Raw genomic sequence first — 13,040 nt, 5'->3', positions numbered from 1 at the left:
CGCCATGAGCGTAATACGGTTGGAGAACGTCACGAAGAAGTATGAAGAGTCCATGATCTTCCGAGACATTTATTTTCGAGTGATGCAAGGGGAACGTATTGGCCTAATCGGACGGAACGGCGCCGGCAAGTCGACGGTATTTAAGCTCATCATGGGCAAGGAAGAGCCGACGTCCGGCAGAGTAGAAATAGATCCTCAGGTGCAAATCGGATATTTCTCGCAATTCTCGGAACTCAGCGGAGGCTTGTCCGTTCAACAAGAACTGGAAGCCTGCTTCGAGCAGGTTGCCCTTATTGAACGAGAGCTGCAAGAGGTCGGAGATAAACTGGGTGCGGTTACCGACGATAGCGAGATGAATGCGCTGTTAGCAAGGCAAGCGGAGTTATTCGAGCAGATGGATCATCTCGATGGCTGGAACGTGTCCGTCGAGATTAATACGGTGCTTACGAAGTTGGGGTTCAATGACAGATCCCGCAATCAGCCAATCGATGAGTTGTCCGGGGGATGGCGTAACCGTGCGGCGCTCGCGAAGATGCTAATCGAGCTGCCTGATGTCGTTCTGCTCGACGAGCCGACGAACTACTTGGATATGGAAGGGATTGCATGGCTGGAGCAGTGGTTGTACCGATTCAAGGGAGCCATGATTCTGGTATCGCATGACCGGCAATTTATCGACAAGGTCGTCACGCGCACGATCGAGATCGAGAACTATCATTTTCAGGAATACGAAGGCAACTACACGGATTACATCCGTAAGAAAAAGATGCGCAAGAAGGAGCTGGACCGCCAGTTCGAGTGGGAGGAAGAGCTGCTGCTCATGGAATCCGAGGCGATCGACGATCGCGCGAACCGGAAATCCGGTTCCAAGGACCGTCTCTCGCGGAAGCTGGCGGATAACAAGAAGCGGATAGAGCCTCATCCCGTTAACGTGCTGATTACCGACATCTACGAGAGGCTGCGATTTCCCGACAAGCTATGCGAAGTGAAGGAGATCGGGCAGACCTACGAGGGCAGGCAGATCTTCGAGAACGTTAGCTTCGATATTCAGAAGGAAGATCGCTTGGTCATCGTGGGACCGAACGGAAGCGGGAAGTCCACGCTCATTAAGGCGCTTACCGGGCAGGAGAAGCCGGATTCCGGGGAGGTTGTCTGGGAGAAGGGGGTTAACTACGCCTATTTCAACCGGATGTGGGAGGAACTCGATCCTAAGGACACCGTCAGCCACGCGGTGAATACGTATGGATTGGGACTGGATGCTCCGCGCAAAAAGGTGAACAAATTCCTGGCTATGCTGCAATTCTCGGAGGCGGATCTAAGCAAGGCGATCGGTAATCTGTCCGGCGGGCAGAAAGCTCGGGTGGCGCTGGCTAAGTGTCTGCTCTCGGGTGCGGCCGTTATCATTTTGGACGAGCCGACCAACCATCTGGACCTCACGAGCATACAAGTGATGGAGCAAGCTCTGATCCATTTTCCCGGCGCGGTCATTACGGTAAGCCATGATCGCTTCTTTATCGATAAGATCGGGACCAAGATGCTGACCTTCGATCCGGTAACGGGAGTGACCGAACAGAGCCTGTAAGAGAGAAGCCCCTAGACGGTAGCAAGCAGATAACATAAGGGTTGAAAGGCGGTGACATACGATGCAGTATGGAAAAATAATCGGTAAAGGCAATACAGCTACGGTATATGAGTGGGAAGAAGGTACGGTGCTTAAGCTGTTCGTTAAGGGTTATCCCAAAAGTGCGATAGAAAGGGAGTTTCTTAACGCTAAAGCAATCAATGTTATAAATTTTGCAAAACCCAAGGTATACGAAATCATTTGTATTGAAGAGCAGACAGGAATTATATACGACAGGGTGGAGGGGGAAACCCTGTTGAATTGGGTTTTGAAAACAGGCGACCTCCAAGAATGTGCCAAATATATGGCAAGGCTGCATAAGACAATTATTCAGAACAGCGTGAACAACGTACCGAGTTACAAAGAGTTTTTAGAATCTAATATATTAAACGCTGCATCTGCTAATTTAATTGATCGAGAGAGAGCATTGGAAACCCTGGCTAAATTGAAAGATGGAGATACACTTTGTCATGGTGATTTTCATCCCGGCAATATCTTATTATCAAGCGGTCATACAATGGTTATAGATTTCATGAACGTATGCCATGGAGACTCCTTATATGATATTGCAAGAACTGTTTTCCTAATGGAGTACACACCAGTTCCACAAGATGCTGAAGATAGTGAAAGGTTACTGAGATTTAAGAAAACGTTAACTGATTTATATCTTGTGGAAATGAATGTTACCCGAGAAAGGATACAAGATTACCTATCTGTAATTATTGCGGCTAGAGTGGGTGAATGTCCTGAAGAGTACCGGTGAGATACATAAAGGGATTTTATAACTTGGACGGAGAGCTTTGACTTTCCGTCCTCTTCTATGTTTAATTTCAAACAAGTTTATCCGTACCACGACGGTGAAAATTAAACCGCTCCGCAAGTAATGAAAGAAGTTGTGCCTGTTCCCCATTGACAAATGAATGAATCGTTCATTATACTTGAGTACGTTAATGAATGAACCAATCATTCATTATAGCGAGGAGGAATTCTAAATGGACAGAATTCATCAAACAAATGATCAGAATGTAAGAGGAAAATATGTGGTGATTACCGGCGCGACGAGCGGAATTGGATTGGCGGCTGCCCGAGAGCTAGCTGCGAGAGGGGCGAACTTGGGTATTGTTGCGCGTAATACGACCAAGGCTAACGAGGTTGCAGATGGGATCCGGGCGACCTTCGGTAATCGGATCACGGTGGACGTCTTCATCGCCGACATGTCCTCACAGCGTTCGATCCGCCGCGCGGCAAACGAAATATTAGCGAAATGCCCCAAGATCGATATTCTGATCAATAATGCAGGTGCGATGTTTGTCGATCATAAGTTGACGGAGGATGGAATTGAGATGACCATGGCGGTCAATCATATCGCGCCATTCTTGTTAACGAGGCTTTTGCTTGATAGACTGATGCTGAGCGAACATGCTCGTATCATTACGACATCATCCCACGGTCATAAAATGGCTAGGCAAGGCATCGATTTCAACGATCTGAACGGCAAGCGTTATTTTGATTTTTTTGGGAAGCTGAAGGGCGGCCCTAACTTCCGATACGGCGAGTCGAAGCTGGCGAACATCTTGTTTACCACAGAACTGACGCAACGGTTGAAAGGCACGAATGTGGCAGCGTATAGCTTCGATCCCGGACTTGTGGCCACGAATTTCAATCGGGACAACGGATGGATGGCCCGGATGACGACGAACGTAATGATGTGGTTCGCCAGAACACCCGAGAAGGGTGCAGAGACGTTGGTATGGCTGGCGGATACCGACAACAAGAACTTGGAGAATGGACGTTACTACGTTGATAAACGTGTGGGGACGCTGTCAGCACAGGCAAGAAACGTGGAAGCAGCGAAGAAGCTATGGGAAGCGAGCGAGGAGCAGATCCTTTTGTCGCAGGTTTAATGCGAGACTAACGTACGAAAAAGGAAGAAGGATAACCTATGCCAAGAATAGAAAAAACGCAATCTGAACAAGAACGCAAGGATCAGATCAAAAAGGCGGCGCTTAAGATATTTGCGGAAAAAGGTCTCGTCGGCACGAAAATGAGCATGATAGCGGAGGAGGCCGGGATTAGCCAAGGTTTATCGTACCGCTACTTCGCATCCAAAGACGAGATTTTTGCGCTTCTCGTGGAAGAGGCGATCGAGGAATCCCGGAAAGCCATCCGGGATATCGCAATGTTCTCCGGTTCGCCTCTTGAGCAAATAAAGGCGTTTACGCTTCAAATGTTGGATGAGAACCACAAGCTATATTTCCTGCTCGTTCAACAGGCGTTAACGTTGGAAGTCGTTCCGAGTAAGGCGAGGGAAGCCATCGAGAGGTATTCCCCACAGGAAACCATCGAACAGATTATCCCGATCTTTATCCGAGGGCAGCAAGAAGGAGTATTCTCGGAGGGCGATGCCTACAAGCAATTGATTCTATATTTTTCGGTTATTAACGGTCTTATACTTCAAGACGCCAAGGTAATCGGAATGGATTGGATACAGGAAGTCGATCGTCTGCTGAACATATTGACGAAATAGAGATCGTCGTGGTTAAGGGAGCTTTCCTTATCGGAACGATATGCCGATTCACTAAAAAGGAGTTGATTCGTTTGTACGGATGGTTGCTAGTGTTGCATATATTCGCTGCGGTAGCAGTGATCGGTTCAGCCTTCATGGTGCCTATTATCCGCAGATCGGCCAAAACGACTGACCAGCTTCGCTTTATTTTAGATATTACGTCCAAGCTTGCCTTGTTTACTAAAATTGGCGGCACGGTACTCGTGCTGACTGGTATTTGGTTAATGTTTATTGCCAAAATGGGGCTCACTGAAATGTGGCTAAATCTCTCTATTCTATTATCGCTTATCTTAATTGTCACCATTGTCGGTTTGATCGAACCGCGTACAAAACGGCTCGCTCAACTCGCATCCGAAAGGCAAGGGCATGAATTATCCGCCGATGTCGGGCTGGCAATGCGGAGAATTTCGCCTATGGAGACGACTGCCCAACTGCTGTCCCTAGCGGTAACCGTACTAATGGTCATTAAGCCGATGTTTTAAACACCGGTATAACCAGAAGTGCGGGACACTATAAGTGACGGCGGAAAATTAACGGACAGAATTTAAAAATCCCCAAGTGTTGACATAAAACTTTACCCTATGCTAGCATACACTTAACTGATACGAACGGAGGGGTTACGTGTGTTAAACTAATTCTTCGATATTCTTTGCACAATTAATGAAATAGTGGTTTGAGGCTATTTTGTGTGCATAGTAATCGAAGAATGGTTTGCCTTCACGGTAACCCGATTTAGTTATATGTAATGGAGATCAGGGGTAACTCTGCTTTCCTTTCATATAGGCTGGATTTGAAGAAACTGTAATGAACCATTTGTGATCTATCCGGTGACTTGACTGCGAGTTATCCATAGAGGAATCACATTGTTGCGTTCATTTCCAATTTCTTATTCGATTACAGATGCACAGGCCAATAGCCTGTGTTTTTTTCTTTTATCTGAAGACATTGGAGGATTCCATATGAACGAACGATTAATCAAGATAGATGGAATTGAGATATGTACAGACAGTTTCGGGGAGTCAGCTAATCCGGCCATTTTGCTGATTATGGGGGCCCAGTCCACAATGATATGGTGGGAGGAGGAATTCTGCCAGCGCCTGGCGGATGAAGGTCGTTTTGTCATTCGTTATGATAACCGAGATGTTGGACGTTCAACAACTTACGAACCGGGTCAGCCGAATTATACTTTTGAAGATATGGCGGATGATGCCGTTAGAGTATTGGATGCTTATAAGGTTGAGCAAGCGCATATCATAGGTATGTCCATGGGCGGTATGCTGACCCAAATGATTGCTCTGCGGCATCCGGAGAGAGTTCTAACGATTACCCTCCTATCAACGTCCAATTTTGCTCCGCATCTCCCCCCGATGGAAGAGAAGGTTATGGAATTTTTCTCGAATATGGGGGCAATAGATTGGACAAACGAACAATCGGTAGTCGGGTTCGCGATTGGCAGATCAAGGATCCTTGTAGGTTCAAAGCATCCCTTTGATGAGAACAAAGTTAGTGTATTGACTAAAAAAGAATTTACAAGGAGCAAAAACCCGGCTAGCATGACTAATCACGCCTTGCTGTCAGGCGGAGAGTCCTATCTGGCCAGAACAAGGGAAATCGACGTACCCGCTCTGATTATACACGGTACGGAAGATCCCATTATCCCTTATGAACATGGGAAAAACCTTGCTAACGAGATTCCAGGTTCGGTGTTACTGGCCTTAGAGGGGACTGGGCATGAACTTCATTACGATGACTGGGATATTGTAATTGATTCTATTGCAAAGCACACTTCAATACAAAATTAGTTAACTAAAGACGATTGAATCACCGATTAGGCCGCCGAATACTTCGGTGGCCTTTCCGCACTTGCATGCCGTTAAATGAAGAGCTTCCTATAGATATCTAAAGTAGCCCATCACGCTAATAAGGGATGATAGTTTGAATAACAGTGGAAGCAGAGGCCATTTGCCGCAGTAACTGAGAAGAAAGATTATCAAGATGACAGCAAAGTAGAAGGACAATTCAACGAAATCTTGAATTTTTTATTGATATTCTATTTTTCTAAGAGGGGTTAACTAATGGTGTGGAAGAACTATATCAAATCCATTTCGGAAGAGTATTTTTATAGAGATCCGGCAAACGATGTGGAATTGGCACTAATTAAAGAAAAGCTTAATGTGGAGTTGCCCGAGGAGTTATTGCAATTATTTCAAGAATCAAATGGAGTGTTCGATGAATATCAGTGTCCATTAATTTGGTCCATTAACCGAATCGTAGAGGATAACCTGCATTATCGATCTGAAGAATATAAGGGCAGATATATGCCCTTTGATCATCTTTTGTTTTTTTCTGATGCGGGTAACGGCGACTTATTCGGCTATGCCATATTAAATGGGGTGATTCAAACGAACAGAATCTATGTTTGGAATCATGAAGATGATAGCCGTTCTTGTGTTGCGCCCTCTTTAAAATACTTTATTAAAGGTTGGATTACTGACGAGATTTCTATTTAAATGGAAGATCACAAAGATGAAAGGCTGCTGGATTAATCGGCAGCCTGTTCAACGGGTAGGATGAAACTTTAATGAAGTTCGAATTCGTTAAAAGGGCTTAGACGGCGAACGAGGTAACCTCTAACAGAATGCCGTCAAGCGCTTTGAAGTAAAGCGTGTAACCTCCGCGCATCGACTTCGGACTATTTTCCTTGCTAGCAAGTCCCGCAGACATAAGCTTAAGGAAAAATTGATCCACATCTTCCTTCGTATCCACGTAGAACCCGACATGGAACCCCTCGGGATAAATCGGATTCTCGCCTCGTAAGGCCACCAACTGGCTTAAGACGAGCGTAAACCCCGCCTGGTCCTTCATAACTGCAATCGCGTCACCTTTCCGATCTGCAAGCTCAAAACCGAATATATCAGCGAAAAAGGTAACTGCCTCCGACATATTGTTTACGCACAAGTTCAGATGGTTTAGCTTCATTTTTTATTCCCTCCGTTATTCTAATGGTATTAGATTAATCTAATGGTATTAGAATATGCTTCTATGCTATACTTGTCAAGTGAAAGGGTGAGCCCATTGGCTAGGAAAACTCGTACAACCAATACTCCGCTGGACCAGACAAGAATTATTCAGACCGCGTTGCAATTGCTGGACGAGATCGGCCTCAAGGAATTAAGCATGAACAAAATCGCGAACAAGCTACAGGTGAAAACCGCGTCACTTTATTATCATATCCAAGACAAGGACCAACTGATGGGACTGCTGGCCGATCGAATAAGCAGCTCTATGGAGTGGCCGGATTCATCCCTTTCTTGGAGGGAGCAGCTTGGGCTCTGGGGGGAGTCTTTCCGTAAGGTCCTTCTCTCACACCGGGACACGGTGGATCTTTTCAATTCCAGTATAGCCTCGGGCTATGATCGCCTTAAGCAGGTAGAGAGACTATACGCCCTATTGTCATCTATCGGTTTCCCGGACCAGCAGGTGCCATGGGTAGCTTCAATTTTGAAAAATTACGTGCTCGGATTTGTAGGAGAAGAGGTAAGGCTGCGGTTAAATGTCGAGCAGGGTGCCCTCTCGAGTGCGGAGCTAAGCGAACGTTATAACCAATATTATAGTCAACTGCCGTCAGAGGAGTTCCCTACGGTAATCCGCCTGGCTTCGTACACGACGAACTCCGATTGGGCGAAGGAGTTCGAGTTCGGACTTAATGTCCTGACAGAGGGGCTGGCGGCTAAGCTTCAGTAGAATTTACATTGGATACCTACACTGAAGAGTTTAATTAGAGCCGTCTTTACCTTTTAGTTACACAAGGCAGGGTTGGACTGTCTGATCAGCCGACGAAATTTGATAAACGATACGACCCTCCATGGAATGAGGTATCCAAAGGCTACCATCATGAATAATGTCATTAAAGCTTGGGGGTCCATGTCGGATAACTCCTGGCGAAGAGCAAATCGTATGATCAATATACCGATGAAAGCCGCAATAAATCCCCAATTTTTCTGCGCATATATCAGGTTGTCTTCTCTTACCTCGTAATTGGTGGTCCAAATCAATGGGATCGAAAACACCATGCCTAGTCCAAAGGCTGCCCCAACAGCCCAAGCTGGCTCATTCAGGTTAAATAGAAGTGTGAATCCAGGAAGTGTGAATAACAGAGGAATCAACAGTCGAATTCCACTGCCTCGTATTGGACGGTACATGCTTCGCATTCTTCTCCACAATACCAAAGCGGCTATTGCAGCGATCATTACATAAATGGAGCTTCCATTCATTTTCGTTCACCTCATATGTTGGATACACTTATATTACTTACTTTTACATATCCACGAGTAGTGACAGCAGTCATTAACCCGAATGACCAAAGTCATATTGTAGCATTCCGGATGGCAAGGCTGCATGGCCGGAATTAGTGCTTTGACAAAGGTTGTCTGCGCCAATCTTCCGCAGTATCCTGGGTTCAAATGGAAACAAGGCGGTGGCTCTGACATTGTTAGGAGCTGATGTCACAGTGGTGGACTTTTCCTCAGAAAATAAAAAGTATGCCCTGGAACTGGCGAAAGCTTCAGAGGTCCAGATACAGTATGTTTTGTCCGATGTACTTATGAGCTGTTAGAGTTGTCGTGGGGGGAATGGAAGCCAGTCATTTTGCTTCAACTGATTTCCAACGGCACACCATATGAGGACATCGATTGCGACCTGTACGGCTTTTTTTGCTGTGCCTTGTTTCGCTCTGTTCTATTACGTAATCCATGCAAACCCAAGCCCCTATGTGGACTTGGGTTTGTTTTTTATGGCTAACACGTTTGGCTATGTAACAATCCTTGTAGAAAAGGAGAGGAAAGCACTAAAAGAAACTTAATGAAGAAAGAATGTCGATTAGCGGTTTATTTGTTCGTTGTGTTAATAGCGGTAAATCGACCGCACAGCCGAAAGGACGGGTATGAAAATGGGGAAAATCATCATGCAGCAATTCATTACGTTGGATGGCGTCATGCAGGCGCCTGGCGATCTCAATGAATTCGAATATGGAGGATGGCAGCTGCCATATGTTGGCGAGGAGCACCTGACCTTAATTGTCGAGCAAGCCAACGCGGTTGAAGCGCTCCTCCTGGGGCGTAGAACATACGAGAGTTTCGCCGCAGCATGGCCTTCGGCGACAGGCATGCGAGGGTTGGCCGATCGGATGAATGGCATATCGAAGTTCGTGGCTTCGAGAACCTTGAGCCAAGCGGATTGGAATGCCACCATCTTCCATGGTGACGCGACCGAAGAAGCAGCGAAGCTCAAGCAGGAGCTTAGAGGAGACTTGCTGGTCGTCGGTAGTGGCGATCTAGCACAAACGCTGATGAACAATCATCTCATCGACGAATACCGACTCTGGGTCCACCCTGTAATCTTAGGTCGTGGACAACGGCTGTTCAGAGGGGAAAGCGAGAAGGCTGCTATGCGTCTCATGGATTCCAAAGCGCTAAAATCAGGTGTCACGATTCACACCTACCAGCCCGAGAAAATGAATTAAAAAAATTTGCGAGTGTGTCGAAATTGCCGTTATCGGTTCGTCGTCTAAGTAGAAGGTCAAAATATCTGCCCGCGAGGGAATGAGAGGGGAAGAAGTTAATATGATTACAAACAAGCGGCATATGAAGGGGATTCGTCTGCTTCTGATGTGCGGGGTTGTTTCAGCGCCTCTGTTCTACCTTGCAGCCATTATTCAATCGTTTACCCGTGTAGGATTTGATATTAGACGGCACGCCATCAGTACCCTTACATTGGGGGATGTGGGATGGATTCAAAGCGCTAATTTCTTCATTACAGGATCGCTTGCTGTATGTGCAGCGATTGGAGTGTGGCGTCTGCTGCGCAGGCGAATGGGAGGCACGTTAGGGTCGTTGCTCATTGGAATCTATGGGATTGGCATGATCATGGCAGGTCTGTTTCGTCCAGATCCTGGCCTCAGCTTTCCCCCAGGTGCCCCTGCGGAAATACCGACATCGATGAGCGGCCATGCAGCACTTCATTCCGTGGCGTTCTTTACAGCCTTTATTTGTTTAATTGCAGCAGGCATCGTTTTTGCACGTCGGTTTGCTGTACAAGGCGAGCGTGGTTGGAGTATCTATTGTATTGCTTCTTGTATTGTTGCGCCTGTGCTTATCATGATTGGCTCAAGCATCGCGAGTTGGATTGGCGTTATTATGGGGTGCGCCGGAATTGTTGCTTTCGGTTGGGTTTCGGTTCTTGCCGCTAGACTACGTGCTGAAGCTCTTGTAGCAGTATAACCCAGACTAAGAGGATTATAGTTATTACTACTCTAAAGGAGCGTATGAAGTATGAATCAGGAAGTAACCGATTTTATCGAGGCGTTAAAAGAACCGTGGCACAAGGAATTTTCCGTCTGTCTGCGTGAAGTGGTTCACCAAGCGATTCCCAATGTACATGAGCGTATTCAATATAAGAAGCCTCACTTTTTGAAAAATGGAAAATATGCCGCAGCTATCTCGACAGCGAAAGAAACCGTTAGTTTCACCATTTTTAATTGTTCAGAGTTAACATTCCCGGAGGGCGTGTTCGATGGCCCTGCGGAAAGAAAAACATTGAAGCTGCGTAAAGAGGATACGTTCGATTCAGAACAATTGGTGTCGCTGCTCAGACAGGCTTCAAACTCGCTGTAGCTGTAAATGCGCTGCAGGCAAAGTTGCGATAGACGGAAATTGGTAATCCCGGCACACATGTATAGCGCCAAAATATTATGAAGAAATTCCATCTTTACAAGACTTCTGGGGCGTGACGATTATAGGAGCAAGCACTATTCTGATGCCTGCCCTCAAGTTTGAGCCAATCGATTCCGTCGTCATTCAGTTTAGACATGAACTCGGCTGCCTTTGTCCAGAAAAGCGGTAACGATGAACCCGTTCCTATTATTACCCGATAAGAGGAACCGATCGCATTCTTCAAGGGGAATGATCGTAGAAGTCCCCGTCTCCGCCGATACATAATAAATCTCCGCGAATGACCGCTCATCCTCGAAGATAAGATGGTTCTTTTCGTAGGGATAGGCTTCAAGCTGATCGATATACTCTTCCAGGCACCAATCGTTCCGCTCCATAAGCTCCGAGTGAGGATAGCCCAGATAACGGAAATGCCACGGCTCGCAAGAAATTCGTGTCAGGGACTCCTTGCCTTCCTTATAACGCTGGACAAACCCATACCGGGCGGCAAGCTGCTTAAAGCGCTTATAAACGCCGCTGTCAGGGAATGACGGGGCGATGAAATCCACATCCTTGTTCCGCTTGCCGACGTCGATAGCCAGCCCCGTCTGATGTTCGCTTCGATCTGGCAATGCGACATAACGTGCGGTGTATTCGGCCCCATTATCAGCTAGTGAAGATTCATAAATCTCCTCTTGCTCTATTTTCGTTCTATAGCCGCTGACAGCGATAATCTCGTTCATTCCCTGACAAGCCTCAAGCAGATTCGCCAAATTCCGCAAACAGGTTCTATCTAGCCGCATTCCGTCGTGCAGCGTATGAATAGCCGGAATCGTGCTAAGCGGCAACAAACGGTCGGAAGAACTCGTCTGCCGAATGGGATGCTCGCGATTGATCAAGACCAGATGTCCTTGGTGGATTTCGGAATTAGCTATTTGTACGGTGGAGTACGTCAAATGACGGCCTGTTCGACTTCGCTCCATCTGATTTGGTTGTCCCATTTTGCGTGATCCTCCTCGGTATCGGTATAGATTCTTGCAACTCTGACGCCAAGCGAAGCGGAGATTTCCTGTGCCACGATTCCGATATGGGCGGCAAGCTCCGCAAACGTAATTCGCTGCTCGCCCTGAAGTCCGATCAAGGTTACAAGAGTACCCTCTGAGCACGGTCCCGGAAGCTTGACCATCAGCTGGTCCATGCAGATTTTGCCGACAATCGGGGCGCGCCGACCTTCAATCAGCACCTCTGTGCCTTGCATCCGCTGCGTCCAACCGTCGGCATAGCCGATCGGCACCGTTCCGATCCATTCGTCCTCTTCGGCATGGTACGAATTGTCGTACCCGAGATATTCGCCTTTGGCCAGCTTCTTCACGTGGACCAGACGGCTATGCAGGCTTAAAGCCGGCTCCAGCTTGACGGATCGAACGAGCTGCTCTGGATAAAAGCCATACATCGCCGCTCCGATCCGAACCATATCCATCGCCAGATGGGGGAACCTTAGCGCCGCGGCGCTGCCCGCGCAATGGTAATGCCGGATCTTCAAGCCGGACGAAACTGCCCATTCCTTCATCTCGACGAAATGAGCGGTCTGCCTTTCCAGGAAAGCGGTGTCTGCCTGACCTGCTGTCGCGAAATGGGTGTAGAAGCCGTCCACTTCGACGTCCTCCGCGCTCAGCCACGGAACGAGCTCTTCCCATTCCTTCCTCGACCGAATGCCGATCCGCCCGAGTCCCGTATCCAGCTTCACATGAACCCGAAGCTTCCCCGCCGAAGAGTAAGGCTTAAAGACACGGGCCTCGGCAAACCAATGGGCACTTGTGACGGTCAGTATCAAGTCGAGCTTCAGCGCCAGTGGCGTCCGTTCCGGTCGAATGGGGGTCAATACGAGAATCGGCAGCTTCATGCCGGCATCGCGAAGCCGAACCGCCTCTTCCAGATAAGCGACCGCCAAATAATCCGCCCCCGCCTGTTCGGCCGCCGCAGCCGACTCGAGGTCGCCGTGCCCATACCCGTTCGCCTTCACGACGGCCATCAGCTTGACCGAATCCGGCAGCGACTTGCGGATTTTCCGCATATTCTCGCGAATGCGGCTCGGACTGATATCGGCCCACGTGTCACTTAGCATTCCGACCACCTCGCTCATCTGGCT

General features: G+C 47.7%; 15 protein-coding genes and 1 pseudogene. 12 read left to right on the top strand and 4 right to left on the bottom strand.

Annotation, left to right across the window (positions count from 1 at the left end):
- Nucleotides 1–4: 4 nt before the first annotated feature.
- The 7 genes from J4772_RS36155 (at nt 5) to J4772_RS36125 (ending at nt 6,694) form a co-directional block, all read left to right on the top strand.
- Nucleotides 5–1,579, top strand: a complete 1,575-nt coding sequence (locus tag J4772_RS36155; RefSeq protein ID WP_209073594.1) for an ABC-F family ATP-binding cassette domain-containing protein — start codon at nt 5–7, stop codon at nt 1,577–1,579.
- A gap of 61 nt (nt 1,580–1,640) precedes the next feature.
- Nucleotides 1,641–2,381, top strand: a complete 741-nt coding sequence (locus J4772_RS36150) for an aminoglycoside phosphotransferase family protein (RefSeq protein WP_209073593.1) — start codon at nt 1,641–1,643, stop codon at nt 2,379–2,381.
- Nucleotides 2,382–2,610: 229 nt separating this feature from the next.
- On the top strand, nt 2,611–3,522 hold the full coding sequence (locus J4772_RS36145; protein WP_209073592.1) for an SDR family NAD(P)-dependent oxidoreductase: 912 nt from the start codon (nt 2,611–2,613) through the stop codon (nt 3,520–3,522).
- Between the two features lie 38 nt (nt 3,523–3,560).
- Nucleotides 3,561–4,145: a TetR/AcrR family transcriptional regulator gene (locus J4772_RS36140; protein WP_209073591.1), complete on the top strand. Its 585-nt coding sequence runs from the start codon at nt 3,561–3,563 to the stop codon at nt 4,143–4,145.
- Between the two features lie 71 nt (nt 4,146–4,216).
- On the top strand, nt 4,217–4,666 hold the full coding sequence (locus J4772_RS36135; RefSeq protein WP_371822809.1) for a DUF2269 family protein: 450 nt from the start codon (nt 4,217–4,219) through the stop codon (nt 4,664–4,666).
- Between the two features lie 477 nt (nt 4,667–5,143).
- Nucleotides 5,144–5,986 (top strand): alpha/beta fold macrolide esterase, encoded by an 843-nt coding sequence (locus J4772_RS36130; protein WP_209073590.1) that lies wholly within the window; start codon nt 5,144–5,146, stop codon nt 5,984–5,986.
- A gap of 273 nt (nt 5,987–6,259) precedes the next feature.
- A complete protein-coding gene (locus J4772_RS36125) occupies nt 6,260–6,694 on the top strand; it encodes an SMI1/KNR4 family protein (RefSeq protein ID WP_247740952.1) in 435 nt (144 codons plus the stop codon).
- 97 nt (nt 6,695–6,791) lie between these two features.
- Here the strand turns inward: J4772_RS36125 and J4772_RS36120 are convergent, their stop codons facing one another.
- Nucleotides 6,792–7,163 (bottom strand): VOC family protein, encoded by a 372-nt coding sequence (locus J4772_RS36120; protein WP_209073589.1) that lies wholly within the window; start codon nt 7,161–7,163, stop codon nt 6,792–6,794.
- A gap of 96 nt (nt 7,164–7,259) precedes the next feature.
- On the opposite strand from J4772_RS36120, the gene J4772_RS36115 reads away from it, so the two are divergent.
- Nucleotides 7,260–7,928 (top strand): TetR/AcrR family transcriptional regulator C-terminal domain-containing protein, encoded by a 669-nt coding sequence (locus J4772_RS36115; protein ID WP_209073588.1) that lies wholly within the window; start codon nt 7,260–7,262, stop codon nt 7,926–7,928.
- A 53-nt stretch (nt 7,929–7,981) separates the two neighbouring features.
- On the opposite strand, the gene J4772_RS36110 is transcribed toward J4772_RS36115, so the two are convergent.
- Nucleotides 7,982–8,434: a CcdC family protein gene (locus J4772_RS36110; RefSeq protein ID WP_256442747.1), complete on the bottom strand. Its 453-nt coding sequence runs from the start codon at nt 8,432–8,434 to the stop codon at nt 7,982–7,984.
- Nucleotides 8,435–8,631: 197 nt separating this feature from the next.
- On the opposite strand from J4772_RS36110, the pseudogene J4772_RS36105 reads away from it, so the two are divergent.
- From J4772_RS36105 to J4772_RS36090, 4 genes and pseudogenes are all read left to right on the top strand, one after another.
- Nucleotides 8,632–8,787: pseudogene (locus J4772_RS36105) on the top strand (SAM-dependent methyltransferase); the annotation flags it as partial.
- A gap of 345 nt (nt 8,788–9,132) precedes the next feature.
- Nucleotides 9,133–9,705 (top strand): dihydrofolate reductase family protein, encoded by a 573-nt coding sequence (locus tag J4772_RS36100; protein WP_209073586.1) that lies wholly within the window; start codon nt 9,133–9,135, stop codon nt 9,703–9,705.
- 100 nt (nt 9,706–9,805) lie between these two features.
- Nucleotides 9,806–10,462, top strand: coding sequence for a DUF998 domain-containing protein (locus J4772_RS36095; protein ID WP_209073585.1), 657 nt, complete (start codon nt 9,806–9,808; stop codon nt 10,460–10,462).
- A gap of 51 nt (nt 10,463–10,513) precedes the next feature.
- The gene (locus J4772_RS36090; RefSeq protein WP_209073584.1) at nt 10,514–10,855 is read left to right on the top strand and encodes a DUF1801 domain-containing protein; all 342 of its coding nucleotides are present in this window, start codon (nt 10,514–10,516) and stop codon (nt 10,853–10,855) included.
- Nucleotides 10,856–11,043: 188 nt separating this feature from the next.
- On the opposite strand, the gene J4772_RS36085 is transcribed toward J4772_RS36090, so the two are convergent.
- Together J4772_RS36085 and alr are read right to left on the bottom strand one after the other, a co-directional pair.
- Nucleotides 11,044–11,892, bottom strand: coding sequence for a D-alanyl-D-alanine carboxypeptidase family protein (locus tag J4772_RS36085; protein ID WP_247740951.1), 849 nt, complete (start codon nt 11,890–11,892; stop codon nt 11,044–11,046).
- A complete protein-coding gene (alr, locus tag J4772_RS36080; protein WP_247741261.1) occupies nt 11,844–13,034 on the bottom strand; it encodes an alanine racemase in 1,191 nt (396 codons plus the stop codon). Before alr ends, J4772_RS36085 begins: the two co-directional genes overlap by 49 nt.
- Between the last annotated feature and the right edge of the window lie 6 nt (nt 13,035–13,040).

Source organism: Cohnella sp. LGH (genome assembly GCF_017671885.1).
GTDB classification, from domain to species: Bacteria; Bacillota; Bacilli; order Paenibacillales; family Paenibacillaceae; genus Cohnella; species Cohnella phaseoli.
This window is presented reverse-complemented; position numbering and strand designations above follow the sequence as displayed.

Excerpts from the sequence above, each read along its gene's own strand:
- J4772_RS36130 (WP_209073590.1), top strand. The coding sequence starts at position 5,144 with ATGAACGAACGATTAATCAAGATAGATGGAATTGAGATATGTACAGAC.
- J4772_RS36145 (WP_209073592.1), top strand. The coding sequence starts at position 2,611 with ATGGACAGAATTCATCAAACAAATGATCAGAATGTAAGAGGAAAATAT.
- J4772_RS36100 (WP_209073586.1), top strand. The coding sequence starts at position 9,133 with ATGGGGAAAATCATCATGCAGCAATTCATTACGTTGGATGGCGTCATG.
- J4772_RS36085 (WP_247740951.1), bottom strand. The coding sequence starts at position 11,892 with ATGGGACAACCAAATCAGATGGAGCGAAGTCGAACAGGCCGTCATTTG.
- J4772_RS36095 (WP_209073585.1), top strand. The coding sequence starts at position 9,806 with ATGATTACAAACAAGCGGCATATGAAGGGGATTCGTCTGCTTCTGATG.
- J4772_RS36140 (WP_209073591.1), top strand. The coding sequence starts at position 3,561 with ATGCCAAGAATAGAAAAAACGCAATCTGAACAAGAACGCAAGGATCAG.
- J4772_RS36120 (WP_209073589.1), bottom strand. The coding sequence starts at position 7,163 with ATGAAGCTAAACCATCTGAACTTGTGCGTAAACAATATGTCGGAGGCA.
- J4772_RS36150 (WP_209073593.1), top strand. The coding sequence starts at position 1,641 with ATGCAGTATGGAAAAATAATCGGTAAAGGCAATACAGCTACGGTATAT.
- J4772_RS36155 (WP_209073594.1), top strand. The coding sequence starts at position 5 with ATGAGCGTAATACGGTTGGAGAACGTCACGAAGAAGTATGAAGAGTCC.
- J4772_RS36090 (WP_209073584.1), top strand. The coding sequence starts at position 10,514 with ATGAATCAGGAAGTAACCGATTTTATCGAGGCGTTAAAAGAACCGTGG.
- J4772_RS36110 (WP_256442747.1), bottom strand. The coding sequence starts at position 8,434 with ATGATCGCTGCAATAGCCGCTTTGGTATTGTGGAGAAGAATGCGAAGC.
- alr (WP_247741261.1), bottom strand. The coding sequence starts at position 13,034 with ATGAGCGAGGTGGTCGGAATGCTAAGTGACACGTGGGCCGATATCAGT.
- J4772_RS36125 (WP_247740952.1), top strand. The coding sequence starts at position 6,260 with ATGGTGTGGAAGAACTATATCAAATCCATTTCGGAAGAGTATTTTTAT.